The sequence below is a fragment of the Vibrio sp. SS-MA-C1-2 genome (assembly GCF_021513135.1).
Lineage (GTDB): Bacteria > Pseudomonadota > Gammaproteobacteria > Enterobacterales > Vibrionaceae.
Window position 1 is genome coordinate 47,644 of record NZ_CP090982.1, and the last position, 25,509, is coordinate 73,152.

At 37.8% G+C, this 25,509-nt stretch carries 25 protein-coding genes and 6 pseudogenes; 19 read left to right on the forward strand and 12 right to left on the reverse strand.

The window, feature by feature from the left end; translation table 11 throughout:
• Positions 1-83 precede the first annotated feature (83 nt).
• The 9 genes and pseudogenes from L0B53_RS18445 (at position 84) to L0B53_RS18510 (ending at position 9,399) form a co-directional block, all read left to right on the forward strand.
• Positions 84-1,430, forward strand: a pseudogene (locus tag L0B53_RS18445) (HlyD family type I secretion periplasmic adaptor subunit).
• A gap of 2 nt (positions 1,431-1,432) precedes the next feature.
• A complete protein-coding gene (locus tag L0B53_RS18450) occupies positions 1,433-2,482 on the forward strand; it encodes a hypothetical protein (RefSeq protein ID WP_235062422.1) in 1,050 nt (349 codons plus the stop codon).
• A gap of 998 nt (positions 2,483-3,480) precedes the next feature.
• Positions 3,481-3,708, forward strand: coding sequence for a response regulator (locus L0B53_RS18455; RefSeq protein WP_235062423.1), 228 nt, complete (start codon positions 3,481-3,483; stop codon positions 3,706-3,708).
• A 126-nt stretch (positions 3,709-3,834) separates the two neighbouring features.
• Positions 3,835-4,140, forward strand: a complete 306-nt coding sequence (locus L0B53_RS18460; RefSeq protein ID WP_235062424.1) for a TolC family protein — start codon at positions 3,835-3,837, stop codon at positions 4,138-4,140.
• A 112-nt stretch (positions 4,141-4,252) separates the two neighbouring features.
• Positions 4,253-4,564, forward strand: coding sequence for a TolC family protein (locus tag L0B53_RS18465; protein ID WP_235062425.1), 312 nt, complete (start codon positions 4,253-4,255; stop codon positions 4,562-4,564).
• Positions 4,565-4,864: 300 nt separating this feature from the next.
• A complete protein-coding gene (locus tag L0B53_RS18470; protein WP_235062483.1) occupies positions 4,865-5,119 on the forward strand; it encodes a TolC family protein in 255 nt (84 codons plus the stop codon).
• A gap of 9 nt (positions 5,120-5,128) precedes the next feature.
• A pseudogene (locus tag L0B53_RS19645) lies at positions 5,129-6,749 on the forward strand (ABC transporter transmembrane domain-containing protein).
• Positions 6,750-6,788: 39 nt separating this feature from the next.
• Positions 6,789-8,993: pseudogene (locus L0B53_RS18505) on the forward strand (ATP-binding cassette domain-containing protein).
• Between the two features lie 238 nt (positions 8,994-9,231).
• A complete protein-coding gene (locus L0B53_RS18510; RefSeq protein ID WP_235062432.1) occupies positions 9,232-9,399 on the forward strand; it encodes a hypothetical protein in 168 nt (55 codons plus the stop codon).
• A 95-nt stretch (positions 9,400-9,494) separates the two neighbouring features.
• On the opposite strand, the gene L0B53_RS18515 is transcribed toward L0B53_RS18510, so the two are convergent.
• The 4 genes and pseudogenes from L0B53_RS18515 to L0B53_RS18530 all read right to left on the reverse strand — a co-directional run bounded on the left by L0B53_RS18515 (position 9,495) and on the right by L0B53_RS18530 (position 11,487).
• Positions 9,495-10,184: an IS30 family transposase gene (locus tag L0B53_RS18515; protein ID WP_235062433.1), complete on the reverse strand. Its 690-nt coding sequence runs from the start codon at positions 10,182-10,184 to the stop codon at positions 9,495-9,497.
• A gap of 103 nt (positions 10,185-10,287) precedes the next feature.
• Positions 10,288-10,613, reverse strand: a pseudogene (locus tag L0B53_RS18520) (IS1 family transposase); the annotation flags it as partial.
• Positions 10,614-10,893: 280 nt separating this feature from the next.
• Entirely contained in the window at positions 10,894-11,103 is a 210-nt protein-coding gene (locus L0B53_RS18525; RefSeq protein ID WP_235062434.1) for a hypothetical protein, read from the reverse strand.
• A gap of 54 nt (positions 11,104-11,157) precedes the next feature.
• Positions 11,158-11,487: a hypothetical protein gene (locus tag L0B53_RS18530; RefSeq protein WP_235062435.1), complete on the reverse strand. Its 330-nt coding sequence runs from the start codon at positions 11,485-11,487 to the stop codon at positions 11,158-11,160.
• A 194-nt stretch (positions 11,488-11,681) separates the two neighbouring features.
• Between L0B53_RS18530 and L0B53_RS19490 the strand changes: the two genes are divergently transcribed.
• Both L0B53_RS19490 and L0B53_RS18535 read left to right on the forward strand, forming a co-directional pair.
• On the forward strand, positions 11,682-11,807 hold the full coding sequence (locus L0B53_RS19490; RefSeq protein WP_260115601.1) for a hypothetical protein: 126 nt from the start codon (positions 11,682-11,684) through the stop codon (positions 11,805-11,807).
• Positions 11,808-12,017: 210 nt separating this feature from the next.
• Positions 12,018-12,344 carry a hypothetical protein gene (locus tag L0B53_RS18535; protein ID WP_235062436.1) on the forward strand — a complete coding sequence of 109 codons (327 nt, stop codon included), beginning with the start codon at positions 12,018-12,020 and terminating at the stop codon, positions 12,342-12,344.
• On the opposite strand, the gene L0B53_RS18540 is transcribed toward L0B53_RS18535, so the two are convergent.
• On the reverse strand, positions 12,331-12,594 hold the full coding sequence (locus L0B53_RS18540) for a hypothetical protein (RefSeq protein ID WP_235062437.1): 264 nt from the start codon (positions 12,592-12,594) through the stop codon (positions 12,331-12,333). The genes L0B53_RS18535 and L0B53_RS18540 overlap by 14 nt on opposite strands.
• A gap of 220 nt (positions 12,595-12,814) precedes the next feature.
• Here L0B53_RS18540 and L0B53_RS18545 point away from each other — a divergent pair, with 220 nt between their 5' ends.
• Together L0B53_RS18545 and L0B53_RS18550 are read left to right on the forward strand one after the other, a co-directional pair.
• Complete coding sequence (locus L0B53_RS18545) at positions 12,815-13,102, forward strand: hypothetical protein (RefSeq protein WP_235062438.1); 288 nt, start codon at positions 12,815-12,817, stop codon at positions 13,100-13,102.
• A gap of 315 nt (positions 13,103-13,417) precedes the next feature.
• Positions 13,418-14,164 (forward strand): site-specific integrase, encoded by a 747-nt coding sequence (locus L0B53_RS18550; RefSeq protein WP_235062439.1) that lies wholly within the window; start codon positions 13,418-13,420, stop codon positions 14,162-14,164.
• Between the two features lie 45 nt (positions 14,165-14,209).
• On the opposite strand, the gene L0B53_RS18555 is transcribed toward L0B53_RS18550, so the two are convergent.
• Positions 14,210-14,389 carry a hypothetical protein gene (locus L0B53_RS18555; protein ID WP_235062440.1) on the reverse strand — a complete coding sequence of 60 codons (180 nt, stop codon included), beginning with the start codon at positions 14,387-14,389 and terminating at the stop codon, positions 14,210-14,212.
• Positions 14,390-14,989: 600 nt separating this feature from the next.
• On the opposite strand from L0B53_RS18555, the gene L0B53_RS18560 reads away from it, so the two are divergent.
• Complete coding sequence (locus tag L0B53_RS18560; protein ID WP_235062441.1) at positions 14,990-15,928, forward strand: membrane lipoprotein lipid attachment site-containing protein; 939 nt, start codon at positions 14,990-14,992, stop codon at positions 15,926-15,928.
• A 40-nt stretch (positions 15,929-15,968) separates the two neighbouring features.
• Here the strand turns inward: L0B53_RS18560 and traN are convergent, their stop codons facing one another.
• Positions 15,969-19,094 (reverse strand): conjugal transfer protein TraN, encoded by a 3,126-nt coding sequence (gene traN, locus L0B53_RS18565; RefSeq protein ID WP_235062442.1) that lies wholly within the window; start codon positions 19,092-19,094, stop codon positions 15,969-15,971.
• Positions 19,095-19,252: 158 nt separating this feature from the next.
• Here traN and L0B53_RS18570 point away from each other — a divergent pair, with 158 nt between their 5' ends.
• The 3 genes from L0B53_RS18570 to L0B53_RS18580 are packed head-to-tail and all read left to right on the forward strand — an operon-like array spanning position 19,253 to position 21,010.
• Entirely contained in the window at positions 19,253-19,957 is a 705-nt protein-coding gene (locus L0B53_RS18570; RefSeq protein ID WP_235062443.1) for a hypothetical protein, read from the forward strand.
• A 2-nt stretch (positions 19,958-19,959) separates the two neighbouring features.
• Positions 19,960-20,436, forward strand: coding sequence for a lytic transglycosylase domain-containing protein (locus L0B53_RS18575; RefSeq protein ID WP_235062444.1), 477 nt, complete (start codon positions 19,960-19,962; stop codon positions 20,434-20,436).
• 31 nt (positions 20,437-20,467) lie between these two features.
• A complete protein-coding gene (locus tag L0B53_RS18580; protein ID WP_235062445.1) occupies positions 20,468-21,010 on the forward strand; it encodes a hypothetical protein in 543 nt (180 codons plus the stop codon).
• A 3-nt stretch (positions 21,011-21,013) separates the two neighbouring features.
• On the opposite strand, the gene L0B53_RS18585 is transcribed toward L0B53_RS18580, so the two are convergent.
• From L0B53_RS18585 to L0B53_RS18595, 3 genes and pseudogenes are all read right to left on the reverse strand, one after another.
• A complete protein-coding gene (locus L0B53_RS18585; RefSeq protein WP_235062446.1) occupies positions 21,014-21,457 on the reverse strand; it encodes an RES family NAD+ phosphorylase in 444 nt (147 codons plus the stop codon).
• A 1-nt stretch (position 21,458) separates the two neighbouring features.
• Positions 21,459-21,884: an antitoxin Xre/MbcA/ParS toxin-binding domain-containing protein gene (locus L0B53_RS18590; protein WP_235062447.1), complete on the reverse strand. Its 426-nt coding sequence runs from the start codon at positions 21,882-21,884 to the stop codon at positions 21,459-21,461.
• 351 nt (positions 21,885-22,235) lie between these two features.
• A pseudogene (locus tag L0B53_RS18595) lies at positions 22,236-22,352 on the reverse strand (IS5/IS1182 family transposase); the annotation flags it as partial.
• A gap of 358 nt (positions 22,353-22,710) precedes the next feature.
• Between L0B53_RS18595 and L0B53_RS18600 the strand changes: the two are divergent.
• Positions 22,711-24,065: pseudogene (locus tag L0B53_RS18600) on the forward strand (type II toxin-antitoxin system HipA family toxin).
• Positions 24,058-24,531, forward strand: a complete 474-nt coding sequence (locus L0B53_RS18605; RefSeq protein ID WP_235062448.1) for a helix-turn-helix transcriptional regulator — start codon at positions 24,058-24,060, stop codon at positions 24,529-24,531. The pseudogene L0B53_RS18600 and the gene L0B53_RS18605 overlap by 8 nt, the downstream one beginning before the upstream one ends.
• A 98-nt stretch (positions 24,532-24,629) precedes the next feature.
• Here the strand turns inward: L0B53_RS18605 and L0B53_RS18610 are convergent, their stop codons facing one another.
• Both L0B53_RS18610 and L0B53_RS18615 read right to left on the reverse strand, forming a co-directional pair.
• Positions 24,630-25,085 (reverse strand): hypothetical protein, encoded by a 456-nt coding sequence (locus L0B53_RS18610; protein ID WP_235062449.1) that lies wholly within the window; start codon positions 25,083-25,085, stop codon positions 24,630-24,632.
• Between the two features lie 17 nt (positions 25,086-25,102).
• The gene (locus L0B53_RS18615) at positions 25,103-25,498 is read right to left on the reverse strand and encodes a hypothetical protein (RefSeq protein WP_235062450.1); all 396 of its coding nucleotides are present in this window, start codon (positions 25,496-25,498) and stop codon (positions 25,103-25,105) included.
• Between the last annotated feature and the right edge of the window lie 11 nt (positions 25,499-25,509).

Genomic DNA, 25,509 nt, shown 5'->3' on the forward strand with positions numbered 1-25,509 from the left:
TCTTTTCACTCCTTTACATTAACTGTTCATTGGAGAGGACAAGTGATCATCAATAGCAATTTTTCATAAATATATGGATTTGAATGATGCGTAATGAGATAGAGAGGCACCTTAGAAATGCGTTAATCTCTCATGAAGATAATAATAAACAACAACCCAAGCATGTAGTGTTACCCAGTAATTTAACGTCTCTGCATAAATCACTATTATTTATATTTATGTTTATACTGCTTGTGCTGGGGATTTCATCTCAAGCAAAGATGGATATTGTGGTCTCAACACGAGGGGAATTATTATTAGAATCGGATATTGAGAAAGTTCAGCATCTTGAGGGAGGGATCCTTGAAGAGCTCCTAATCAAAAAAGGCGACTTGGTCTACCAAGGTGAGCCGATTGCCCGATTACGCTCCCTTAACAGTCAAGTTCAGCTGAACACTATTGATCTTGAAATCATTCAGTTATCAATGGAAAAACTTCGTTTTCAAAGTCTGATCCAGATGACGAAGCCCGATTATAAACAATTTCTCGCCTATCCCACATTGTTAGCAAGCAACTTACAGAGCTGGCAACAAGAGTTTGATAAAAATGAGTCAAACCAAATGCTCATTACCCATGATCTCAAACATAAATCATCCTTAATCAATTCCATGAAGCAACGGAAGAACAGTGCCCGTAACCAACTTAGTCTTATCGAAAAACAAGTAAAAATAAAAGAGACGTTATATCAAGAAAAAATGGCGTCATATGTTGATGTGTTGAACATGCAAGTTCAACAATCGAACATGCTACGGGAGATAGAAAACCTCGATGAATCGATCTTAAATGAAAGCCTATCAAATCAGCCGATTACAATCGCAACTTAACGGATCTTATCGCTAACCGTAACGCTGGGTATCAGGGACAAATAAGCCAAATTGAAAAAGAATTAGAAGTGAAGCAAATTCAAAGACCAAAAGCGTCAGACCAAGTAGATCGTTTAACCATCTACTCCCCCGTTGATGGCATCGTTGATAAGGTAAATTATAACTTTCATTCTGCAGTTATCCCGCCAGGAGAAAGTATTGCGGATATCGCCCCCCTAAACAATCATTTACACGGCGAAGCTAAAATCCCCCGTAAAGAGTTGGGCTTTGTTGAAGTGGGGCAAACGGTTAAGGTCAAACTGGATACCTATAATTTTGCTAAGTATGGCTATGTCGAAGGAGTTATCTCCTCCATCAGTCGCTCTTCATATCAAGAAGAAGAGAATGAATTCTATCTAGCGACGATCACTTTAGATAGAAATTATCTGCAACACACAGGAACAAAATATAACCTATCCCCCTATATGGAATTTACTGCGGATATAAAAACAGGAGGATCGCCGAGTAATTGATTATGTTGCAAAACCGATTATGTCTGCAATCGAAGATGCATTTGATGAGCGTTAGAGATGACTAAAAAAAGCCCCCCTCATAGACACAACCGAATCAATCAAATTGGCTTGGTGATTGTAACCTTAATTTCACTGCTATTACTTTGGATTGCATCCATTGAGATTCATCGATCGAGTGAAAAACTACACCAACAAGATCACCTGATTATCTCTGCGCAGCAACTTAATGAGCAGATTGAAGTGACGATTCAACAGCTCAACCAATGCCAAATAGAAGGGCAATGTTCAACTCTATTAGCGCAACTAACGTCACTTGAAAACCAATTAATCACGTTTAAAACGTTAGCATCTGAAGATAAAAGCTCATTCAGCTTAGTCGGTGCCATTGAATACCCAAAAATACAACTGGCTATGAATCGCTTTGTCCTCCAATCACCTAAAACATCTGACGATTATCAATTATTAAAAAACCAACTTGTCACGGGTTATATTGAGCTATTACAAACCGTAAAAGATCTAGAATCTCACCATACACACCAAGTTCACGACGAGAATCACGGTGAGCTTATTTTATTTATTGCCTTAGGAGGGCTCCTCACGGCGCTAGCCTTTGGCTTACTATTTTATAATTATCGTCTCATTGCGGCACAGAAAGCGACGGATAAGCAGCAAGAAAATGAGCTGCAACAGTTATCGACGGAATTAAGTCACATTAATACCCAGAAGCTGAATGATATCCTACAAAATAATACATTAAGTCCAGAAAAGCGGGCGATTTACTCTCAGTTAAAAACGTTATTCTATGACATTGAAGCTTACCAACAAAATAGTGATTTTAATCGCCAACTCTATACCTTAATTGGTTATGAAATTCGAGGTATCACCAATACGATCAATGGCGGTGTTCAGTATTTAGCGCAAGAAGCGAATGATGATATTGCGTCTATGGCAAGAGATATCAACTCAGCCACCAAAACCCTGTCTGATCTGGCTGAAAACTACAATAAGCTCATAGCCAAAGGGATGGACAATCAAGTCAGTGAGTTTTCTTTTCTTACAGATGGCCTCAGAGTTGATGCTTCATATGAGCTCAAAAGTGCAACATAATGGCAAGCAGGTTGAATGTCTGTTTAGTCCCCGCCTCCCTGATCAAGTTAAAGGACACTCAACCAGCCTTTTTTGGATCCTATTTTTACAACTGGCTCAAATGCGATTCAAAATCATAGCCATATCAACATTTATTTGTTGATGTTTAAGACAGGTTCCGCAAAAGAGATAGAAAAAACACAAATCGTTATCGAACTCTACTTCTTAAGCTCATTTGATATTTCTTTGGCTAAGCTCCAACAGCTATTTTGGACACCTGCATAATGTTCAAGATCAGCATAATGATGAATGGGTTAAAGAAGTATTAGTCAATATCAACCACTATCATTCCAACTGGTATCAATCTGGTAATCAATTAAAATTAGAGATTGAATTCGACATAGAAGTTGAAAACTTTCAGCAAACCAAGCCCCATGCATTACAAGGCAAAAGTTATTATTATGCTCGGCATTAAAAAGGCGTCGCTCTCCAGTGATATATTATCACCAGCATTATTAACCTCAGAGGCCGCCAATTATACCCAAGTTAACTCCTTCTAACGAGTTCTCCTACAAGATCAAAAGCAACTTCTCAAAGAGTATGACGCTATTTATTTAACGGATTCACTACCTGCTGAAGCTCGAAGATAAATAGTTTAAGTAAAACCCTTCGTTCGATGTTGAACAAAGTCTCCAGATACTAAATTGTTTATCTCATCCTCCACCTCTACGGAATTACTTAAGCAGCATGCAATACGTGGATAAAATTTTTATGCCACCCTATCTTCCTTTCAAGAGTTTAATCATGAGCTATCCACCTTATTAGCGATGAAGTCGATTGAGGAGACGCTTCACTCAACGCGCTTTCTTAATCGTTGAAGATGATCGTGTTCAGCAGATCCTGTTAAAACGCATTTTAAATAAGCATGCTTTTCAGGCTGAAACCGTTAATGAAGGGTCTTTAGCGGTTGATCCTTCTTTAAAGAGCACCGTCCAGATATTATTTTTATGGACTGTATTATGCCGGGGATGGGGGGTATTGAGGCCACTAAATTAATTCGTCAATATGAGCATAAAAACCCTCAAGGACGAGGTTGTACCATTATTGGTGCAACGGCATTAACCAGTGCGGCAGAGCACCGACAATGTCTAGAAGCTGGCATGGATTACGTGATCAGTAAGCCATATAAAAGTGATGAAATTATTAAGGTGATCAACAAGTATGTTGCCGTTCAAAAGCTGGGTTAACGTTAACCTCTCGCTCATCCATAGGACTTTTTTGCCGATCTCATTAACATCAGGCAGAAACCCTGTTGCAAGCGGTCGAACTAGGATTGGAGAATAACTTAGCATTACAGGCCAGTCAGATTAGGGGTGGAAGAAAATCAATATAATATCGATATTCGTCGAGCAAATTTTCTGCCTACTCTTGATGCCAATGCCAATACGACTTGGAATAAAGACCGCGAGAGTAACGAGCAACATGGGGCCTCAGATGATACCCCTAGTTACAACTCCCATGGCTATGGCGTCACGCTCAATCAATCCATTATTAATGTGGGTGACATCTTCCAATACGGTACCGCTAAACTGAATTACAACATTGAGCAAATTACCCATGAACAACTGACGTTCAAAATACCATCCTACAAATTTCTATGCAATATTTTGAATTCTTAAAAAATAGAGCACAACAAAAAGCAACCCAAGCTGAATTCACTTCTTTTACCACTCGAGAAACTACAAATGAGGCGTAATGTTGCATTAGGTAATGTCGCAGAAAGTGAAATTTTTGAAGTCATGGCACAAAAAGAAGAGACGAGCCACCGCCTTAGAACGCTTCAAAAAAGAACAAAAAGTTATTCTAAACCAGCTGGCGTCTCTGGTGCAACACCCTATCACACCAACCCAAGATATTATTAACGATACCGAGTTTTCACTGTTAACCGAAACCCGACAACAGCAAGTTCTGGATCATGCGATTCAATTTAATAATGACGTTTTGTTGGCTAAAAAGCAATTAGAGGTTAGTCGACGCGCCTTGAAAGAGAGTGGCTCTAACTTTATGCCCACGGTCTCTGCTTTCTGGTCGCTATCAACATGATGATAGTAATAATTACAGCTCAACAGCGACAGTTGAGCCCAGCATTACTGGGGTTGGAGATACCACCTCTGTTAGCTTAAACCTGTTGCGCTTACCGCTTCTTATCTGGAGGCAGTGATTTTTATGACTACAAACAGGCAAAAAAAGCATCTCCCGCTATGAGAAACTGTATGAGCAAATGCACTTTCAACGGTTCGTCACGATACAACCGATGCGCTTATTAACGATTAATGATCTCTCTTCGGCACCATAGCCAGTTATGAAACGATTATCCGAGCTAACTATGCCTCCTATTTAGGTATCCAACGGGCGTATGAGTTAGGTACTCGCACCGTAACCGACTTACTGGCTGCAGACACTAAGCTCTTTAATAGCTTACGAGATTATGAAAGTGCACGATATGACTACGTTATTGAACTGATTTCATTGAGCCAATTACGAGGAGGATTAACGGTCTCTACCATTAAAAAAATTATGCAATTGATGATTGAAAGTAATGAACGAGACCCACAACCTTTAGTTCCCAAACACCTATTAACATTACCAAAAGTTTAAGGAGTAAAAATGAAAAGCGACTATTTTTCTCAAAAAATTAGTACCTATGATAAATGGTACTTAACTTTCTCAACATTAATTTCAACGCTGCTGGGTCTGGTTTTACCTTTTTCGATCCTAATTATTTTTGACCGGATTTTGCCAAACGAAGCCACGGATACGTTATTTGTTTTATTCGCTTTTATTCTTCTTAGTGGCGATTTATGCCGATTTTTTGGTTAAAAATCAGGAGAATCGTGTTACCAGCAAAGATCATGACCCATTTTGAAAGTAATTTGACTAATCGATTATTTCACTCTATCTGTTTAGCCAAAATTACGGAATTTCCAAAAGCGAGATATTGGTGAGTACTTTAGAACGGATCTCAACCATTCCTGAAATAAAAACCTTTTTTGCCGGAGAAATGGTCAAAGCCATCATCAACCTTGGGGTCTCCATCATTACTATCTTAATTATTATGGTGATTAACTTATCGGCGCCGGTTTAACCCTACTTGCGGCCTCCCTATTGATTTTAATGCTGTGTGCTATGAAGCTTTCTAATCAAAAAATTGCCGCGATGGCACTAAAATCAAATATTGAAGGAATGACTAACTCCAAGATTATCGAAGTGGTCTCAAGCCCTCTTGATAGCAAAGCCCGAACTATGGAATATCGATTAGAAAGCTTTATGGCGCAAATGATTGGATCGAACGAGAAAAACAGAGCATTGCTTACGAAAAAATTGAATCCTCCTTTACCCTTTGATTCTCAACCTTATCCAACAGATCTCCGTCGCTATTGTTGTGGTTCTTCTGGCGATTTCTGTGATTAACCTTGATGCGAGCCAAGGGGTGATGGCTGCCATTATTATGCTAACTAACCGTTATTTTGCGCCTTATCAGCAAGTGATGAAAACCTTGAGTAACTGGGGAAATTCAATAAACTCAATATTGAGCGCATTAATGAGCTATTGTCGCTTTGGCAGAAGGGATCCGCATACGGATGCTACGATGAAGTGAGTAAAAGTGAGTCATATTGACGATTCAATTTCCATCAGAAGCAACCGTATTGAGCTAACCGTAGGGCAACCTTATCTGTTAATGGGGCCAAGCGGTATTGGTAAATCTTATTTAATGGCTTGTCTTGCTAGCATTCCCAAGATCACCATCACCTGATATTGACGATCACCGATGATAATAGCCCGCTTAGTGAAATGGATTATGGGGTTTGGCGTAATAGCGCACCTGTTGCAAATCGATAGTAGTTGCGCTTTTGTTGAAGGTACGATTATCGACAATCTAACGTGCTTCCGTCCTCAATTAAGCCAAGCGGCTTATTCCTTATGTGAAAGCTTTCAAATCAAGCAACAAATTGACCGTCTCAGCTCTGGTTTTTATACGCCACTAAATAATCAAAATCGTTTACCCTTTTCACGCCAGACAAAATACACTCTATTTTTAGTGCAAGCTCTTATTCAGTCAAAAGCAGGTTATTATTCTTAGATGACTTTGATGAGGTCTATGACAAGGCGTTTACAGAATACTTTATTGGCAACCCTACAACCGCAAGCCAATGATAAAATTATCATCGTTATCGTGAGTAATAAAATTGAACAGCCCCTATCTCGCCTGAAAACCTATCAAGCTTAAACCAGATGGCTTATTTCGAGGTAAAGACAAGGTGGCTTGATGAGCATTCTTGTTAATTTTAATCATATAGAACAACGACTGGCAGATTTTGACGCAGCTAATCATACCAGGATCGCTATCAAGAAGCGCCATTACTTCGAGGGCTCGCTTATACGTTAATTGCCGTAGAATGGGAAGGAACACCGGGGATATTCTAAGTGATATCTATGTTCCTAAAATTGATGACTGACCAAGCCAGTTTCAAACATGCCCTGACTCGTTTAGGTTATCAATGTGAAAAGACGTCTTACCTCAACCGCACTACTTCGCTTCGATCATCAAAGTGCCTTTTCCGGCTCATTAATTACCATTGGAAATTTAGAGGCAATATTTCCTCGGGGTATCGAAGATGATTGTGCCATCCTCTTTGATTACCACAATAATAATACGATTTACTATCAGATGGATAATACAGTCCCTGTAAGCTTATCGTTATTTCTGAATATTCTCGTTTATTTAGAGAACGAACCTCCTGAATCACAAGATAAATCTAATTGGATCAAGTATGCATTTTATCGTTATACCGGTGAAATAAAAAGTTTAATTTTATTGAGTTTTGTGATTAGTGTCCTTGGTGCATTACAGCCTTTTTTTATCATGAGCGTCTATAATTTTGCTCTGACATCTGGGTCGCAATCAACGCTTTACTTTGGCTAATGTTATTTGCATTTTTATTAGCGATCTCTGAATATCTATTTTAAAAAAATGCGAATTAACATTCTCTCGACTTCGGGTCAGGGTTTGGCGGTCTTTATTTCACAAAATGTGATTACTCAAAGTTACTGTGGTTTCCTTATGCAATGACGTCTTCAGCTGGCGTATCAGCTCAATTGGCTCGACTTTGAAAGATATCGATAATTTCCGACGGTTAGTAACAGCAGATTCCACTTTAAGTTATTTTGATATGCCTTTTGTGATTGTTTTCATTATTGCTATTACGTTTATTTCAGGTCCTGCGGCGATTACCGTCTTAGTGGGGATCTTGTTAATGCTCTTTTTTTGCCTCTATTCCCGTTATGTTTATGGTCAAATTACGGCTAAAAACTCTCGGGCCAATGCGATGGTGTCATATCAATGGAATGAAATTTTAAGAGGGATCCACTCGATTCAGGGCTTGCCTTTATTAAACGGATCATTCAATCAAGATTTTCTGCATCTCACCAACAGAGTAGTCGCGATATGCAGAACAAACCTCTCAAGCTAATAATAAAATTCAAAACGGGGGCGGTGCATTGATTCAGGGGATAGGAACGGCCAGTATTGTGACGGCGGTTCTTGCCGTCATGAACGGTACTTCTGATTCAGGTGCAATGTTGGCGACTATTATTCTAGTTTGGAAGGCGTTAGGGCCGATTATGGGGATTTATAACTCCATTTCTAAGTATCAATCTTTAAAAGCGTCAGGTCGCCAAATTAATAACTTAATGACCCTAGATGATGATCGACTTCAACTTGAGAAAAAGCCCGCCGATAAGAACGCTTTTAATGGCGGTAAAATTGAGATTAATGGTATCGTGACTCATCGTTATCCGTTGGCCACGATTGGTCTGACGAATTTATCATTTAAGATCAATGCGGGAGATAAGCTGTCTATCTCTGGGCCTGCTGGATGCGGTAAAAGTACCCTGTTATCTATCCATTCTTACAGGTATTGAGCAACGCTATCAAGGTTCAGTTTTAACATTGATGGCTATAATATTAAGCAGTTTAATAATTATCGATATCGAAATGCGATTAATTTCATTCCTTTTGATCTTCATATCTTTGATGGCTCTTTAGCGGCTAATTTTATCTTCCATAATGGGGTGATTTCAACACAGAGTCCATGGAATGAGATGCTGCACTTTTTTGATCTACAAGAATACGATTTTTGGTCAGATGGCGTAAATACTTTAGTCTCGCAATCGAGTATTAATCAGCTATCTAGAGGAGTGACTCAACAGCGTCTACGTCTCGCTCTTGGACTAGCCAGCTGTCATCAGCAAGTGGTGATTATTGATGAACCCTTCAGTGGTGTTGAAGGGGAACACACTCACTACATTGTGAATAAATTATTTTCAGGGCAATTAAAACAAAAAACCGTGATTTTCACCTCAATCTCACCTGATATTATCACTACTTCCAACACAATGCTTGATCATTGATGAAAATGGTGGACAAAAATTTATGGGGAGTCCCGATAAGTATTTACAAAGCATAAAATGAAATGGTCTAAAATAATAACTAGTATGCTCAATGACTTTTAAAAGGATAACGAAATGATTAATTTAGATGCACTGAATTAGATGAAATGTTTGAAGACGATCAAGAGCTAATTTGCGATCTTTTTGCAGTACTTACCTCGAAGATCACCAACAAGCCGCAGGATAAAATAGACTCTGCTTATTAACCAGCAACAATTTGATGGTCATTATTTCATCTTGCGCATAATGTTTATGGCACATTGGTTAATTTAGCTGGAGAAGAGACGATACCTACCCCTGAGTTGAAAGAGCTAGAAAATGCTGCGCGATCAGGGACGTTAATGTCGATGGAAAAAGATGAAAAGGCTGACAAAAGTGAAGCAACAGCTCAATGCGATAGAAGAACAAATGAAAACTTACATCACTGATAATGGCTAAATTTTCAAGGATATTCTTCATCATTATCATTCAAGTATAGGATCTGAAAATAGATCATTTATGGGTCATGACGCCAATCTGTTGATTAATGGTAGTATTCTCTTTCAATAAGTGTTCCAATTATTTTGTAAGGTTTAAGTGTATCTATAATGGCGGCCTTCACTGTATCGGCTCCCTTATTAGGGACTTTTTTAATGAGATAAAGTCGGCTTTTTCTCTCCGCTAAAGTTACAATTGCTCCCGTTCCTTGTTTACCTAATACTAAATCAGCCTTCCAATCGCCGAGACGGCTCTTGTCATTAATATAATCGGGACGTTCATCAATAGATACGCAGTTGCGTATCTTTCCTCTAACTGATTGTTTTCCTTTACGGTATTTTTTATGTCCTTGTCTTAAATGTTGATAAAGAGTTCCGCCCTGGATTTTATCTTTTAAAACATAACGATAAATCCATTCATGGCTGACTTTTAGATCTAATGACTTTGCTACATGACTAATCTGCTCAGGACTCCAGTCCCATGATAGTGCCATATCAACAAACCAGATAGTTTCTTTAGGAATCTGATATTTATAGGCATTAACTCGTCGCTGACGAGTTAATGAGATAGCAACATCTGGGTTATATACTTGATTAACACTGTTCCTTTTAATCTCTCGATAAATCGTTGAACGATTCACTTCAAGCTTAATCGCAATTTTATTTTGGGAGTAACCCTCTGCAATGAGGAAAGAAATCTGGTATCTTTGTTTCTGGGTCAACTGTTGATAACTCATAGTAGTACTTGTTTTGATTTTGGCGATGAGAAGCATACTACAATCAGCAGTTGACCTTCTCACCTTTACTATGAGTGTTGCACTTATTATATGAATTCAGGAAGTATGGTGAGTATACGTTGAAGTTATCAGTACAATAACACTTGATTAAGTAAGGTGTTAATAACCTTTGTAAGTCTTCGAATGCTTCATGGTTGCGCTTGCCAAAGGCATGCGCAATAATTCGTTTATAACGAGGCTCCCAAGCATACCATAACCACCGCTGATTTCTTTTGTTTTGGACAAAAGACCACTGCTCATCAACTTCACAGATAAGCTCAATATTAGCAATATCAAAAGGGATGGTTGTTACTTGTCTCGGCGAGAGTTTTTTAAAGTGTTAAGTATAGTATTATAAGCAATACCTAATACTCTACCTGTATCTCTTAGCCTACGACCACATAAAAGCGCTCATATACAGTTTCCTACTCAACGTCTATTTGATCTCGTTTCAGCATTGTCCATATTTGATTGCCATGAAGTGAGGCTTTTGCACCTACCATTGACTTTCAGCTTAACGTCTGCCGAGTTTTCTTTTTACCCACCGATGGCTTTGTTCCACAATATTATTGAGATATTTAATATTTGATATCTAAATCAATGACAACAAATATCTCGATAGCCATAGCAGAATATTCATTTCACCAATCGCAGCATAATTGAATTGACTTTAAATAGATGTATTTAAATAAATTGACTTCTTAGTTTGCATTGACTCAGAACAGCCATGAATGGCAATGCGCCTATCAATGATGAGTTTAACAATAGCAGTATCTGAAAACTTTTCTCTATCAAGGTATTTCAAAAGGTCAAGTTCAGCTTCAGTAATGTTTGTCACATTATACTTGTTAAGCACTTGATTATAATTAAATTCAGCCATATCTATTCCAATTTTCAAATCATATATCAAAGATAGTAAACAAAAAGATATAAATCAAATTAAAGAATCTCTATTTTTAATCTTATCAATAATTAAATATATTAATATTAAAAAAAAGACAGACATTAATGCAAGGTTATAAGGGTTATTATTTAAGTTGAACTTAAACAATAAGTGTAATTCATAAGCAAGTTTTAATGTTAATGAGGCAATAGAGATTATAACAAGCTTGATCCTATTAGTAATGATGATAAATGTCATTAAGACCAATATAGCTAATATTTCAATGGTGAAATAAACTGGTTCTAACCGAATATCTCCAAAGTTACTCAATCCCCAAACAGCTACATTTATAGCTATTAATACTTTGCTATCCTTTTCCATGCTCACTCATTATTTATTAATCACTTTTTGACAATTATATGGCAAATGATAACTAATTGTATATGAAAAGATTCAGTTTTGAGACTTAGTTACTATAGTTACGTTGTGTTTTTGAGTATTCCGTCTATTCTTAAAGAAGAAGGAAAAAGGAGGATAGGAAATAACCGAATATGAATTAAATAATGTGAGTATATATGAAAAATATATTTCGAAAGTTACAAGGTTTATTTGGTCCGACATTAGCTCAAAAGAAGCGCAATGCCTTGTTAAATAAAATGCAATTTGCTATGACACAACAACAAGAGGAGTTTTATGAGTAAGCATATTTATGTAGAGCTTTTATTAGCCATTATAGCTTGGGTCGGTATTTTATATTGGCTAAATACATATCTGGAGCTGACTTAATTACTTTTACTCAATATGGTAGCTAGCCATCAATTAGTACTAATCAATGCAGAGGGAGCCTGCTATGAGTGAGCCCGCTCCATAAGATGTTCACTCAACATTTAACCAATATGAGATATTGAAAATTGATAAATTTAACTGAATTAAAAAAATATTTCTCTGATGAAGCAATACAAGAATTATTTCAAATCTATTTAGATAGTTATGGAGATATAGGAAAAGATTTTATTTATCTTTATGATGAAGGTGATGTCATTAAACTATCACAACTTTCTCATAAACTATATGGTGCATTAGTACAATTAGAAGAAGTTGATATTATTGATACACTAAAAGCATTATCAACATTTGATGTTGATTTGGAAACGAAATCCCTTTCTTATATGGAAGGTATTGATAAGCACTTAACTAGCATAAATGGTCAAATGAGTAGTTTTATTAACAAGAAATAACATCGTAAACGTCACGACATTCTTTTTCTAATATACTGACTCCTTCATTGAAGTTTGTTGTATTTAAAGAAATATTGATTGAAACACCAGAAACAATAATATTGGTGTACATATGTAAAAAATCATTAACACCATCAACGGTTAGATTAACAGCATCTAATTGAGGATAGTTCTTTATCTCCGTTTTAATTTTATTTAATAGAAGAATGTTCTCATATGTTAATGGATAATTCTTTATTTCTACATTCATTTGTTAACCCTTGTGGAAATGTTCAACTATTATTTTCATACTACTCTATAACAAATGAGTCTTTATTTCCTTAATGAAATAGCATTATTTTTGGATTCTAATATTACTACTTAATATAATTGGAAAAGTATATTCCGATTATAATCTTTAGAAACTCTTTTCAAAATAATATCAATCTTCTATTGTTGTGATTAGAAAACAAATACAATAGAGGTAATTCATGTTTAATATTCACTCTACAGATATTGAGTTTAGCCCTTCGCTTGAAAGGTTTATATATCGTCAATATGAACAGATATCAAAAAATAAAATAATAAATAATGCTTCAGCGTTAGATATATCCATTATTAAAGATAAATTTAAATATAAAGTAACACTGAAACTTTCTTTAGCCTCAAGTTGTTATTATTTCACTGAACTTTCTTCGAGTTTGAAGTTATCTATCGCAGATGTTTTTGATGAGTTATCAACCACCCTCAACTTATCATCAACAAGACAGCCAGCCTAATCAATCTTTACATCCCTCTGTCATATAAAAGATATGTGACAGGGTCACTTGATTTTTATTAAATACAAATTGAATAGAGGTTACGATGACAAACTTTAACGGTACCCTTTTCACACAACGATAAAGTGACATTGTCACATGATAATTATCGTGATATATCCCCTTGCATTTCTATTATAATTTTTTTAAAAATTGATAATTATACAAATCAATTTTCAATGAGTTGTGCTATAATAATAAAATCAATCACTTACGAGGTCATTAGTTAGTAATGGGTTGGGGTATACCTAATTGTTAATAAAATGTTAAACCAAGATGAGCTACATTAAAGTAAAAAATCCGGTACAACCGATAAAGACAGAATCTAAAGCACCCGATCGTATTGAGGATACATTGGTCATTCTTGATTGTGTCCGTAAACTCGACCCCTATGCAGCTGTTATGCTAGAAATGCAGTATGTAACTGGATTACGCTTTTCTGATGTTCGTACTTTAACGTTTAATGATTTTGAAGATAGGTTTGGTCCGAAGTCGTCATTTACTGTTATTCAGAACAAAATTTTTAATTCATCGATGACCCGCTTAAATACGGCTAATAAACGTCGAAGTGCGTCAGGGGAACCTGTTCTCTCAGAGAAGGCAATGGAAGCAAGAGCGGCTCGTAAAGCCAAGGTGGAAATAATTATTACACCTTACATGCGTGACATTGTAACGTATTGTGATAAATATCAGGGACTCAATCAGTATAGTGATGGTGTCTTACTGTTTGCTTCACCACATAAGCGTAGTCGTGGCGCGCCTTACCGCACAGAGTATGTGAATAAATTGCTCAAAAGTCCCGAACTTACCGAGTTATTGCGTAAAGCCAGTCCAAATCTGACAAACCGTAATCTTGGCACGCATAGTTTTCGCCGCGCTTTTGGTACTGAGCTTCTGCATAAAGGAGCGAATGTGAAGCTGATCATGGAGTTGCTTGGCCAATCATCGCTGGAATCAACAGCTAAATATCTGCAGAACAGCCAAGAGCAGAAGACGCACTTCTTAGAGCAAATTGGTCATTAATAGCGTGACATTTTATGGTGTTTTTTTCTAATACACCATAAAATGTCACTGCTTAACAAATGCTGATTCAGGCTTGAGTTGTATCTTATAGAACGGCTTCTTACTGTTATCATTTAGTTTGATTAATACAGAATATTCATCAATTTCTTCTAAAAATTGACCTATTTTTCTTCCACCAATAAATACCGCTTCGTTCTCTTTAAATGTATGAAAATCAATCATCATTAGCTCCTTTGTCTATATTGGTCACTATATATCGCTGCTCGCTATCCGTCACAGATAACCAAGCAAAAGTATTCTGACAAAACAATCGCTCTATTTTCATCTCCTCGCTTCGACAATATTGCAATAGAGTCAAAATGAAATGAGAACTTGGAATTACCCCATCTTGGCCTTTCTCAACTATATAAACCTCGATTATGAATATGTCCTCTTTTTTCAGGCTATTTTTATAATAACCTGGTTATAAGATGAAATTATAAATTTAAAAAATCAGAACGTTTTAGTCCTATTAGAATGCATTTGGGTATCATTTATTTGTCATAATTACTGTATTCATCCGTGAAATGACTCGCTCGGCCTTGCCGAAGGTCAATCTTCACAAACTGTTGTGGCTGCAGCTAACTGTCATCGAGACTAAATATCTCGCCATCCGTCGCACTGCGACACAAATTAGTGCTTTTGGCTCTAACTAACCGAACTCTACATGCTGGCTTCTCGCTGGTATTTAACGTTTTCTTTTTTAAAACCCAAAAACTCCTGCATTTTTAAAATATGCTTAATGGTATGTGTTTAAATTGTGGTCAGTTCAATGAGGATGCGATCATGAAAAAATCAATTTTTGTAATTTCACTAACACTGTTACTAACGGCTTGCTCTAGCACCAGTGACAAAAACACCATCACTGGTGATGAATCAATGGCAATGAAAGTCGCTAAGTCTGCGTTTGCTGCACATTGTTTCCAAGATGCTTCTGCACCTAAATCCACTGTTAACGATATCGGTGGTCTTGGTTATACCGCGAATATCGCATCAGGTGTCGCGTTCCTTAACAATGGTTGGCTACTTGGGCTTAATAATGCGCTATCGGCTGATGATAAGTGTGGAACGAAAACAGGTCTTCATGTGGCTTACCTAGATGCTGATGTATGGGCAGATAAGCCAAATGATGAAATTTCTCAATACCTATTTGATACGATGGTGGCATTAAATCCAGTTACGGATGAAATGAAGCAGCGTGCGAATAAAGAATTGGGTTATGAGTTTGTCTCTGATGAACTGAAATTTGTTGGTAATAAGAAGTGGGGATTAATTGAAGGGTATGAGGTTGTTGTACCTAAAAGTAATCCATTAAGGAATAAACGTGTCCCTGATATTTCATATTACAATGGAAAGACTTATTTTGTATATGATATGTTAATCTCTGCGACAGTAAAGAAACAATTAATTGTAAACACTGAGCTTAACTCTTTATTACAAATTAAGAATATTCTTCCAGTGCGTTTTCACTTTTCTTATAGTCTCTCTGGTACAAATACTAAAGAAAGACACCTTGATTTAAATTACCCCAAAAATATAGCTTATATAATGCCGTATCAATTTGCGTCCTTTAACGCATCGAGAGAGTACAAGTTATATTACCCAAAGGTTTCTTCTGTGCGCTTTATGGATGAGATCTATTTCTTTGTCAAACCCATTGACGGCAAAGAAGTAAAAGTACCGTATGATTCGCCTGAATTAGATAGGTATTACAAACCTAAATAAACCCCAAAAAAAGAGGCTTTTAAAAGCCTCTTTTTTTCACCTAATCTTCTATTAATCTCAATGGCGAACCACATATTGCAGGTCGCGGTACAACCGAGCAGTCTAAGTTATCCTCACGTTGTAGATGATTTTGACGATCATTAATGTGCGTTGGAATGTCTGCTTCTTGAAACCTTTCCTCTTGCAATTCGACTGGGTTAAGTGCCTCATCATTATTTGACATCCAAGGTTGATGTGAGAGTGTATCAAGATCTAAATCACTATGTTCAACGGCAAGACCACTGGCCATAATCATCTCCTCCCACTCACTGAAATCAATCTGTGACCAATCCAGTTCGGCTACATCTTCTATTGTCATACCATAACACTGACCGTTTTCAGGGTCGAGTTGATGTCCAAGAAGCTGTGCTGCTTGTTCCATCACAATCCTTCCAAGTGGTGATGGATAACAACAAAAATATTTTCTTTCCACCAAGCAACCAAACGGCGTGTCGATATGGCAAGACTTGGAATAATAGGTACATTTACCTTCATCAATGGTCATGCCCATACTCATTTCTTCATCTTCACAGGCTGAAATCATGGTTATCGCTAACTGTACAATTTGGTATGCAGCATAGATTGCGGCAATGACTTGGAACGCAGCCGTAATTGCGGGATTCAGTTGAATCACTTGGTTTCCTGCTTCATCAGTTATTAGGCGTCCGGCCTCATCTGTTGCATTTGTAAATAACTGTCCACCGATCCCATCAGGCCCACCGAGGAGTTGTTGAGCCCCTCGCATCATTTCCTGTTTAAAGCCATTAATCATGGATGAAATACCATCCATAAAGCTTTCTTCTGCGATTTCTGTTCCCGCGCCACCTGCAGCACCTCCCGTGCCACCAACTACTCCTGGTGTCATGGGTGTGCCAGTGCCAATTCCGCCTGCAATTGAAGCGTTGCCTGCTCCACCTGCAGCACCTCCACCGCCACCAAATGCATCCACAATCGAATCAGCAACTTTGGATACATTTCTGGCCACATAATCAACACCATCACTGAATTGTGTCGAAACATAGCTCACACCATCTGAAATTGGCGTTGGTACTTGTGATGCCCACCCTCCCCATGACATACCTGTATCACCGAGGGTTTCCATCGATTGCTCAAGTGTGTAGACACTATATGTCATCTTTAAATAGTCCAACACGGACGTTTGACCTGCTGATAATGTGCAACAGTTAAAGCCCATACCGGTTTTTTCAACGCCGCAATAGCGTGCTTCACCTTCAAAAATTCGGCAAGTGGTGACATCATTGAGGTCGGTACAGGTCATGTTTTGTTTGATGTCTTCCATCATTTTGAACATCGCCATCGCTTGTCCAAAATCGTCATTAAACTCCTCGTTATGGAAAGCACAGTCACCACCTACGCAGTGCATATCTCCAGTACATAGGTTCTCCTCCATCGTATAGGCATAGTTGGCATTTGAGTAAACGTTACATGAATATACCGATTCATTGATATAGACTTTGCCTGTTACGGGATCAACAAAGGTAGGTTCAGTGCTTACCAGTGAACAATCTGGATTTTCACGATATTGCGCACAGGTATCGGGTGCTGTCTGATTAAGGTTGGTATAGTCTGTGCAGACTGGATTGGTATCATCTGGCGCGTTAGGGTAGCTACATACTTGCATCCCGGGCACTGGATTACACAAATAACCAGAGGCGTTAATCTTTGTGCAGTGTTTTTCATCTTGCGTCACGCCAGAACTGATATCAGGAAAGCTGGAAACTAAGTCATAATAAGTATGCTCTGGAACATCTTCATCGGTACACTCCCAATGGTCAAAACTGCACACTTGACCAACTTGGCCATCACCGAAAGTTTGATCGTTGCCACATTGCGGATTGATATAGTCAGGATGACCAGGATATTTATATTCGTCACATGTGGACTGAGGCTGAACATAGCCTAGTTGTGTCGCACAGCCTGCAGGCACCTGCTCGATATACTCCTTTGGCATTACGTTGTTCTTTGTTTTGATGCGAGCAAAGGCATAGCCCTCCCCTAAATCCGCCACACCTAACTGAATGTAAAATCGAACTATTCCATTGTTCTCATCACGCGCCATGTTGAGTGTATTGGTAATATCTTGGTTAACTGTTTTGACAAAGGAAGTCGAGCGTTCACAGTAAAACTCATTCGAATAACTTGGCATGGCGAACGGGCCATAATCTTGATAAATGAAGGTATCATTAAGCTTTACATCAAATACATCATCGAATGCCACAGAGACAAGTGTTGCTGACTCTATCTCAACATCATCTCTGATTTTGAAATCAACATACCACTGATAAAGAGCGCATTGTGATCCGCCATACCGGTTATCTCTTGCATCACCAAGTGTTAATGTGAAAGTTCTATCTCCTTCAAAGTTCAGCTTCCCTGTACCACCGACTTTTCGGACTGGATAATCGACATAGCGTTTAATTTCACAACTGTCCAAATTGGTCCTATCTGGCTCTTGGCATTGATATTCAGTCGTACCGACGTATTCGCGCTTAACCTGAAACGTATTTTCTTGCGTTGTACATGCTGAGAAAAACTCACTATTTTCATCGGTTAATGAGTTAGCTAGGTCATTAAAAATCTGCTCAGTATCTTCAATCAGTGTATCGTCTGTATCAATGTATTGACGATTACCCATCGACCCTTTCAATGTATTCCATGCGGCAACATCATAATCAGTCTCAGCACCTTCGGTGTTGCTGTCTATCCGCATTCGCAGATTATTTTTATCTTGGTCTAGCTCGTATTCGTCTTGATAACTGTCGCCAGCTTCAAAATGATTATTGCTTTTTGCCTGACCATATCCGTCACCAAGCAACTCTCCTTCACCAAGTTCAATATCTGCAATATTGCCATCTTCATCTTTACCATAGAGTGTAACTCGACCTTGGCTGTCCATTGATGGCAGTGCAAATCCAGTCATCACGCCAGAGGTCACACTTCGAGCATCGGTATTAATATCTTGGTATTGAGCTTGAGTGAGTGCAGCTAACGCTTGCTGCGGCGCGACATAAGAATAAAGAACGAAGAACCACGCGTAATGAAATGTATGTGAAAGCATCGCTACGATAGAGGTGTGCGCTACAAGTTTTGTCCAATTTAGTCGCATGGCAGACTCCAAAATTAATTTCTTACTTTAATTTTGGCAGTTCGTTTTATAGCAAACCTCCGCTAACAGGACCAAATGACACCGATTAGACGAGATTTATATTTTTTTTCTCAATTGAGACTAATTTTGTACTTATTGATGATGGATAGGAGTCAAGAATGTTTATAAAAATGAGATTTCCAATTGATGCTCAAGAACTAAGTTGCTTATTGTACTCATGCCGACACGGTATTATTGATATGGAATTAGCTGAGAAATTAGAATGTGACTTAGCTTTTGGTACTAGACATGAAATCAATAAACGACGAGTTAAATATAAATTGCATCCAATCAGTCATATGAGAGATATGGATATGAGTAGTTTTAATTATTTTGAAGTTGGAGACTCCATTGTTTGCACGCTGCTATTACACCACCAATCAACAGAATCGGTTTCTTCATTTATTCACAGCAGGCGAAAATGTAAAACCCTCGATGTAATGATAACGGGTTATGGCCCAGAAAATAAGAAACTAGAGTTAACAACAACAAATAAAGTACTGAATGAATTACCTTTTGAGAAATCTTCTACTAATTTCAGGCATAAAGATACTCTGATAGAAAAGCTGAAGAAATTTGATAAGAATGTGAGTTATTGTTTTGGCGAACTGTTTAAATTTGTTGGCGGCAGTGTGGCCGCATTAGTGGTTTTTGCTTTCTTTTTTGTTCAGCTTATTGATCACATAGATGGTCAAACCATAGATGTTGCCACTCTTGATACTCCCTCCCAACTTGAGTCCCAAAGCCAAGATTCAAAACCGACAGGTGCTTTAGATGAAATGCTTGAAACAGTGATAAAAACACATGAACTGAAGGTCGAGTAATTATGTTTATCGATGTCCCTATTGAAGATACACCGCTAACGACTGTCGCACTTGGACATAAAGAAAGATGTGACATTGTGGCTCAGGTGGCCAAAGAGAAGTTCGTACCACAAGATTATTTAAACCTTTTGATTATTTCAGAAGGCGGTAAAAAGGGCTCAACAGTAAGAAACAGCAACGGCAGTTACGATCTTGGTGTCGCACAGGTTAATACGATTCATGCTAGTTTTATAGAGAAGAAATACCCTGGCTCAACTTGGCAAGATGTTGCATTGGATCCAAAGCTCAATATCTCAATATCGGCTGACATATTCCGTCGATGCTTAAACCACCCTTTAGTTAAAAACAACGTGTGGGAGGGCGTCGGGTGCTATAACTCCATGACGGTCAACGTTAGAACTCCCTATGTTTACCGGACCATGAAGGTGTGGGACAGGATCAATAAATCAGCAGAGTTGTCATGCCAAAAATATTGGTAGGCTCGATTTAACTTATAGTAATGAGGTTGTTATGAATGTAGTAGATAGAAAAAAGAGTGTTGTTTGTATAGAAACAAACGGAGAGCGACATTATTCGGTACACGCTATCAATGGCCCTCAGTTGATACCGATAGACGCCATCGTTTCACTTGCTGATGACATGAGTTGTGATGCAAACTTGTTAATCATTTCAGGCAGAGTTGCGATGGGTAAAACATCCTTGGTAACCGCATTGGCTATGAAGAATCGTGAAATGGTTCTTATTCCGAGCGACAAAGATGTGTTGAGATATGAGGGTGATTGTAATGCGCTTTGGGAAAGGTTAGATTTTCATTTAGGGATAACGTACATCATCGACGAATACCCATTAATGCCAAATCTGGTTAAACGCAAAGCGCAATCATTTTTAGCGCGTGGTGGAAAGCTAATTGTCGTAGCTCATCAATTAGCTGAAATTGAAAAGGATCTGATTGAAGCAGGTTCAGTTCTAAACTGTCCACAACACCTTAATTTACTTACTCGCCATGAAAGAGATGCAGAAATTATAATCAAATACTTCGGTTGTGGTCTTTAGCTATTATCGAATCAATCTCTTATCAAATGGAAAATTTATAATTTCGACAATTGATAAGAGATCCCTCTGTGGATGAAAGGGGTTCATTAGATAATTTGTTGAATAAGGTAGGATAACACTTGGCACCTCAAGTAATAGTGAACGCTCCTCCTTTAACCAACGGGAGCCAAGGTCTTGAGTTTTATTTTTATTGCTTAACCAATTGGTCGGTAATGCTGCTTTTTCAATTGATGGTTGTTCGCCTACTTTTACTTTCAGCAATTTATAGGTATCGGGAATTTCATCATGATCAAACTCATTATTTGCCATCACCTCTAATAAAGCTAAAGATGGAGAGCTTGATAAGTAGACTATAGGTTGGCCTACATGATGCCATCTCCCGTCAACAAACATGCCGCCTAACCCTTTTAAATCTTCATAGTTAGATATTCGCCATAAATAATCCATATTAGAAATACCCATGATCAATACGATTAAGCAACTGTGATACTATCTGCGCACCAAATTCATCATGTATCGCTTCTTTTGGTGATAAACCATCGAGTTGTTTCTTTGGTTTAGAAAACCAGCGCAGGGCTTTTTCTTCATTACCAAAGACAATCGTAGCCTCAGCCATAATTTTTGCAGTACGGATTACTTTTGAACTTTCATCTCTAGATAATTGTTCCTTCTTTTTTATGCGATGAGTCAACGTTCTTGGTGGAATGATCCACTCAAGCTCTTTCTTTGAAAACCCATGACCAATTAAGAAAGAAATACAATCGGGATTCACACCTTGTTTTGAGATTTTTGAAAAATCTAGGTCATTTTTGACATCCCAATTAAACCATTTTTTCAGTAATTCAAATTGACTTAACTTAATTACACCAGCCATAAAACACCTCGTATCGGCAATATGCCTTAACTATAGGGCATATTGCCAAATGTGGCAAATTTATATCAAAATGAAGTTAGCGTTAGCATCCAATACATATCGAAAAATGTATAAAGTTTTATCTCATCTATACACATTATATTATTGTGTATAAAAAACGAGTAAATTTATACATTGAAAAAATAATGGGGACTATTCATGAGTCACTACTTTATACAAGACTTACCATTTAAAGATATTGCACACATTGAAACAAGAGCTGTTCTAAAAAAGCGATGTCGGCACACAGGGTTTCTTGCAGAACTCAAAGGTATTGTTAAAACAATCTCGCCAAGGGCAGCCAACTCTTTAGCGATATAAAATACCTTCAAAAGTTTTCCTATGTTCTGGTTTGTTATAAACACGGTCTTCAAGCAAAATAGCTTTAAGCTTCGACCACATCTCATCAGTGAGCATTAATCGGGGCATAGTAGTCTCATATGTTACTTTTGGCGAAATAATTATATGAGATTGCGCTTCCTGCGCAAATTATAAACAAAGATCAACAGCCCCTAGTGTGCTAAGTTTATTTTTATGAAGCTCATCTTCGTTTGATTTTTGCACATACTGTGACAACTGAATCTAGATCTTCTATTAATGTGGTGGGTGCCTTTGTGAACTACCACGAAGCTAAAGAATCTTTCTAGTTCTCCTTAGCATATGATCCATATAAGTGACATAAAATTGATTTCTGCCTCTCAATGCTACATATACCACACACTATTTGAAGTTTTTTTATTTTATGAGTATTATATCTCACATTATGTTTTTTGATGTAGGTGCACTGATGGAAGAGGTTATTGTTCAAGCTTTTTTGCATAATGAATGGATTGATATTGCCACTATTACTCTGCCAAATAGCTCAGAAGGTGATTTCACAACCACCACTATTGAGTACACAAGAGACCATGCACTAACCTTTTTTGAGGCTGATAATAATCACGCTGCCTCTATAAATTACCCTGTTAGTTTTTTCTTTGATTATCGTGGGCTTGCGCCTGGCTGGTTAAAATTTTTAGATGATATCGTTCCGGCTGGTGCGAGCCGCCGTTACTGGATTAAGTATTTAGATCTTGCAGGATTAAGCTTTAGCCAACAGACATTTGTTTTACTTAAGCATGGAACAATGTCACCAATTGGTAACCTACGAATTAAAGATTCTCTTCCTCCAGTTAATCAGGTTGCTGAAAAAATGAAGTTTGCCATTTCAGATGTAGTTGAAAGAGATAGTGACTTTTTATCGTACGCTCAGAGTAAAGGTGCGGCAGCTGGCGGTGCAACAGGTGCTGGGGGGAAGCGCCTAAATTACTATTGCGATGCAATGAAAATGAGGAAATTTGGATAGATACATTTCAAGATGATACAGAATGCCGCGATCTACACTACCTTGTGAAGTTTCCGAGAGGCCAGCGTTCAAAAACCGACTGTAATATCTTAAGAGCTGAGTATTATTTCTATCATGAACTAACTGAAATGGGTTTTAGTACAATCCCTATAGATAATATGAGATTAGAAGAAGGTACGCGTTATCCATCCCTATGGTTACCAAGATTTGATATTAAGTTTCTTGAAGGCAACCAGATAAAAAGGTTTGCTATGGAATCTGTTTACTCGATGATGGATGCGGAACCAGGAACTACTCTTTATCATCAAGACTGCTTAGAAAAAATCATATCTATAATTAACAATAGCAATATGGTAGCTAATGGCTTTAGGTTTGATATTGAAGAATTTGTCATTGAATGGGTACGTAGAGACCTTCTGAATATTGTGTTTGGTAATAGCGATAACCATGGTCGAAACACTTCGTTTTTAAGGGATGAAAATGGTATTTGGCTTGCGCCAATTTACGATTTTGCTCCAATGAAAGCAGATGTAGAAGGCATTATAAGAACAACCAAATGGCGTGATTTTGAAGTCGGTGGCGAGTATGATTTTATTGGTATTTCAAGAGCTTTAAATCATCTAGTTCCACAGGAAAAGCTTCTCTCTGCATTATGTCAGACATCAAAACAATTGATTGGCTTAAGGCAAAGGCTCAAAGATAAAGGATTACCGAACCAGATTCTTGATATGCCAGCTATTGGCCTTAATTTTGTTGAAAAAAGGTTGGAAAAATGGGGGATATTAACTCATGAATGATCATTACTCAAAAAAGAGAAATCGTAATACAGATTACGTTGCTGTTGAAGATACCGTTAAAAGGCTGAAGATCTTAAATTTAAAAGATGAGCAGAAATCCATGTGTGTTAGTCAAACTCAACATAGCAATGACAATAAGATAAAGCTTGATACAATTCGGCGAGTTTCAAGTAGGTCTGAAGCACCAGACCGTAAAAACTTCAAAGTAAATATTCTTAGAATTTATGAGTTGTTAACGGATGGAGAAATTAGTCAGGGTCAAGCTCTTAAGCTATTAAGAACACACGTACTTAATATTAAGCAAACAGAGTTTGCTGACTTAGTTAAGGTATCTCGTAAAACCATTTCAGAACTCGAGAATGACAAGGGAAACTATACACCAGAGATAATCAATAAGGCATTTAAACCATTTGGATTAAAAATGGGGCTGGTGCTTGCTTCAAGCATAAATCACAATAAAAATTGAGTATCTGCATCTGCTGCTTTAACCTTATTGTTTAGCTGTCATTTACATGATATTTTTTCTAAATAGCCTGAATAGTTACTGTAAGATAAGACCTATTTCTAATTTGATAACCTTAACGCTTTCAACGCTTCTTTTTGACCATTCAGCGTCAAGAACATACCATCCAGATTATTAATGTTGGTCAGCAACGGTTGGCCATCTAAGAGACTCCACTGTGCTGACCAGACCATTGAGACTTCATCGTTATCGAATAAGGTCTGGAAACTAAAGTCACAAGTTGATTTGGTACAGTGCTTACTAATCATAGTGATTTTTTTGATTCCAGGGCCCTGGTCCAGCTTTGATTGAATACTCTCTAAATTGTCGGATTGCGACGGATGGTAGGCAAACTCCTTGCTTGGCGTAAAGATATTGTAAACATCTTTAATACAATGACTTATGACTTGCCGGTGCTGGTAATGCCCCAAAAAATGATAACCAAATACTAAAACCAGTCCAATCAAGACAATCGACAGGCTTATAAACACTTTATTTTGCGTAAAATTCGTCACCATAATCCCGGGCCTCTTAGTTAGTTCAGCGTCGTACCACCGCGTTGCATCTTGTCGATAGCATCGGCGTAGTCAACGATACCTTGGCTCCACGCAGTTAAATTGGCGCAATTAAGCGTATCTTTTGCATGGTTACTAAGAAGGTATGCTTGCGGGTGACCAACGGCATCAGCTATCGCCATATACTGCAATCCCATCATCTCAACCGAGTTAATGACAATGGAGTTGTAATCTCGCTGACATTTCTGACTGATGGTAGACGACCACTTTTCAATGGTGTTCACGCATTTATCACAAGCATCTTTGTAGCCTTGTAATACCGATTGAGCCTGCTGTACTGGAGTCGTTGGAGCTTGCGCATAAGCTGGCTTGACCAATTGCGACAAACCAACTGCAATTATACTGACAAGAAACACTGCTGCTACGA

Bases quoted from the DNA above. Each gene is read 5' to 3' on its own strand.
- traN (WP_235062442.1), bottom strand. From the start codon at position 19,094: ATGCGACTAAATTGGACAAAACTTGTAGCGCACACCTCTATCGTAGCG.
- L0B53_RS18610 (WP_235062449.1), bottom strand. From the start codon at position 25,085: ATGGTGACGAATTTTACGCAAAATAAAGTGTTTATAAGCCTGTCGATT.
- L0B53_RS18545 (WP_235062438.1), top strand. From the start codon at position 12,815: ATGTTTAATATTCACTCTACAGATATTGAGTTTAGCCCTTCGCTTGAA.
- L0B53_RS18570 (WP_235062443.1), top strand. From the start codon at position 19,253: ATGTTTATAAAAATGAGATTTCCAATTGATGCTCAAGAACTAAGTTGC.
- L0B53_RS18540 (WP_235062437.1), bottom strand. From the start codon at position 12,594: ATGAATGTAGAAATAAAGAATTATCCATTAACATATGAGAACATTCTT.
- L0B53_RS18585 (WP_235062446.1), bottom strand. From the start codon at position 21,457: ATGGATTATTTATGGCGAATATCTAACTATGAAGATTTAAAAGGGTTA.
- L0B53_RS18550 (WP_235062439.1), top strand. From the start codon at position 13,418: ATGAGCTACATTAAAGTAAAAAATCCGGTACAACCGATAAAGACAGAA.
- L0B53_RS18530 (WP_235062435.1), bottom strand. From the start codon at position 11,487: ATGGAAAAGGATAGCAAAGTATTAATAGCTATAAATGTAGCTGTTTGG.
- L0B53_RS18575 (WP_235062444.1), top strand. From the start codon at position 19,960: ATGTTTATCGATGTCCCTATTGAAGATACACCGCTAACGACTGTCGCA.
- L0B53_RS18605 (WP_235062448.1), top strand. From the start codon at position 24,058: ATGAATGATCATTACTCAAAAAAGAGAAATCGTAATACAGATTACGTT.
- L0B53_RS18580 (WP_235062445.1), top strand. From the start codon at position 20,468: ATGAATGTAGTAGATAGAAAAAAGAGTGTTGTTTGTATAGAAACAAAC.
- L0B53_RS18450 (WP_235062422.1), top strand. From the start codon at position 1,433: ATGACTAAAAAAAGCCCCCCTCATAGACACAACCGAATCAATCAAATT.
- L0B53_RS18590 (WP_235062447.1), bottom strand. From the start codon at position 21,884: ATGGCTGGTGTAATTAAGTTAAGTCAATTTGAATTACTGAAAAAATGG.
- L0B53_RS19490 (WP_260115601.1), top strand. From the start codon at position 11,682: ATGAAAAATATATTTCGAAAGTTACAAGGTTTATTTGGTCCGACATTA.
- L0B53_RS18555 (WP_235062440.1), bottom strand. From the start codon at position 14,389: ATGATGATTGATTTTCATACATTTAAAGAGAACGAAGCGGTATTTATT.
- L0B53_RS18560 (WP_235062441.1), top strand. From the start codon at position 14,990: ATGAAAAAATCAATTTTTGTAATTTCACTAACACTGTTACTAACGGCT.
- L0B53_RS18455 (WP_235062423.1), top strand. From the start codon at position 3,481: ATGCCGGGGATGGGGGGTATTGAGGCCACTAAATTAATTCGTCAATAT.
- L0B53_RS18525 (WP_235062434.1), bottom strand. From the start codon at position 11,103: ATGGCTGAATTTAATTATAATCAAGTGCTTAACAAGTATAATGTGACA.
- L0B53_RS18515 (WP_235062433.1), bottom strand. From the start codon at position 10,184: ATGAGTTATCAACAGTTGACCCAGAAACAAAGATACCAGATTTCTTTC.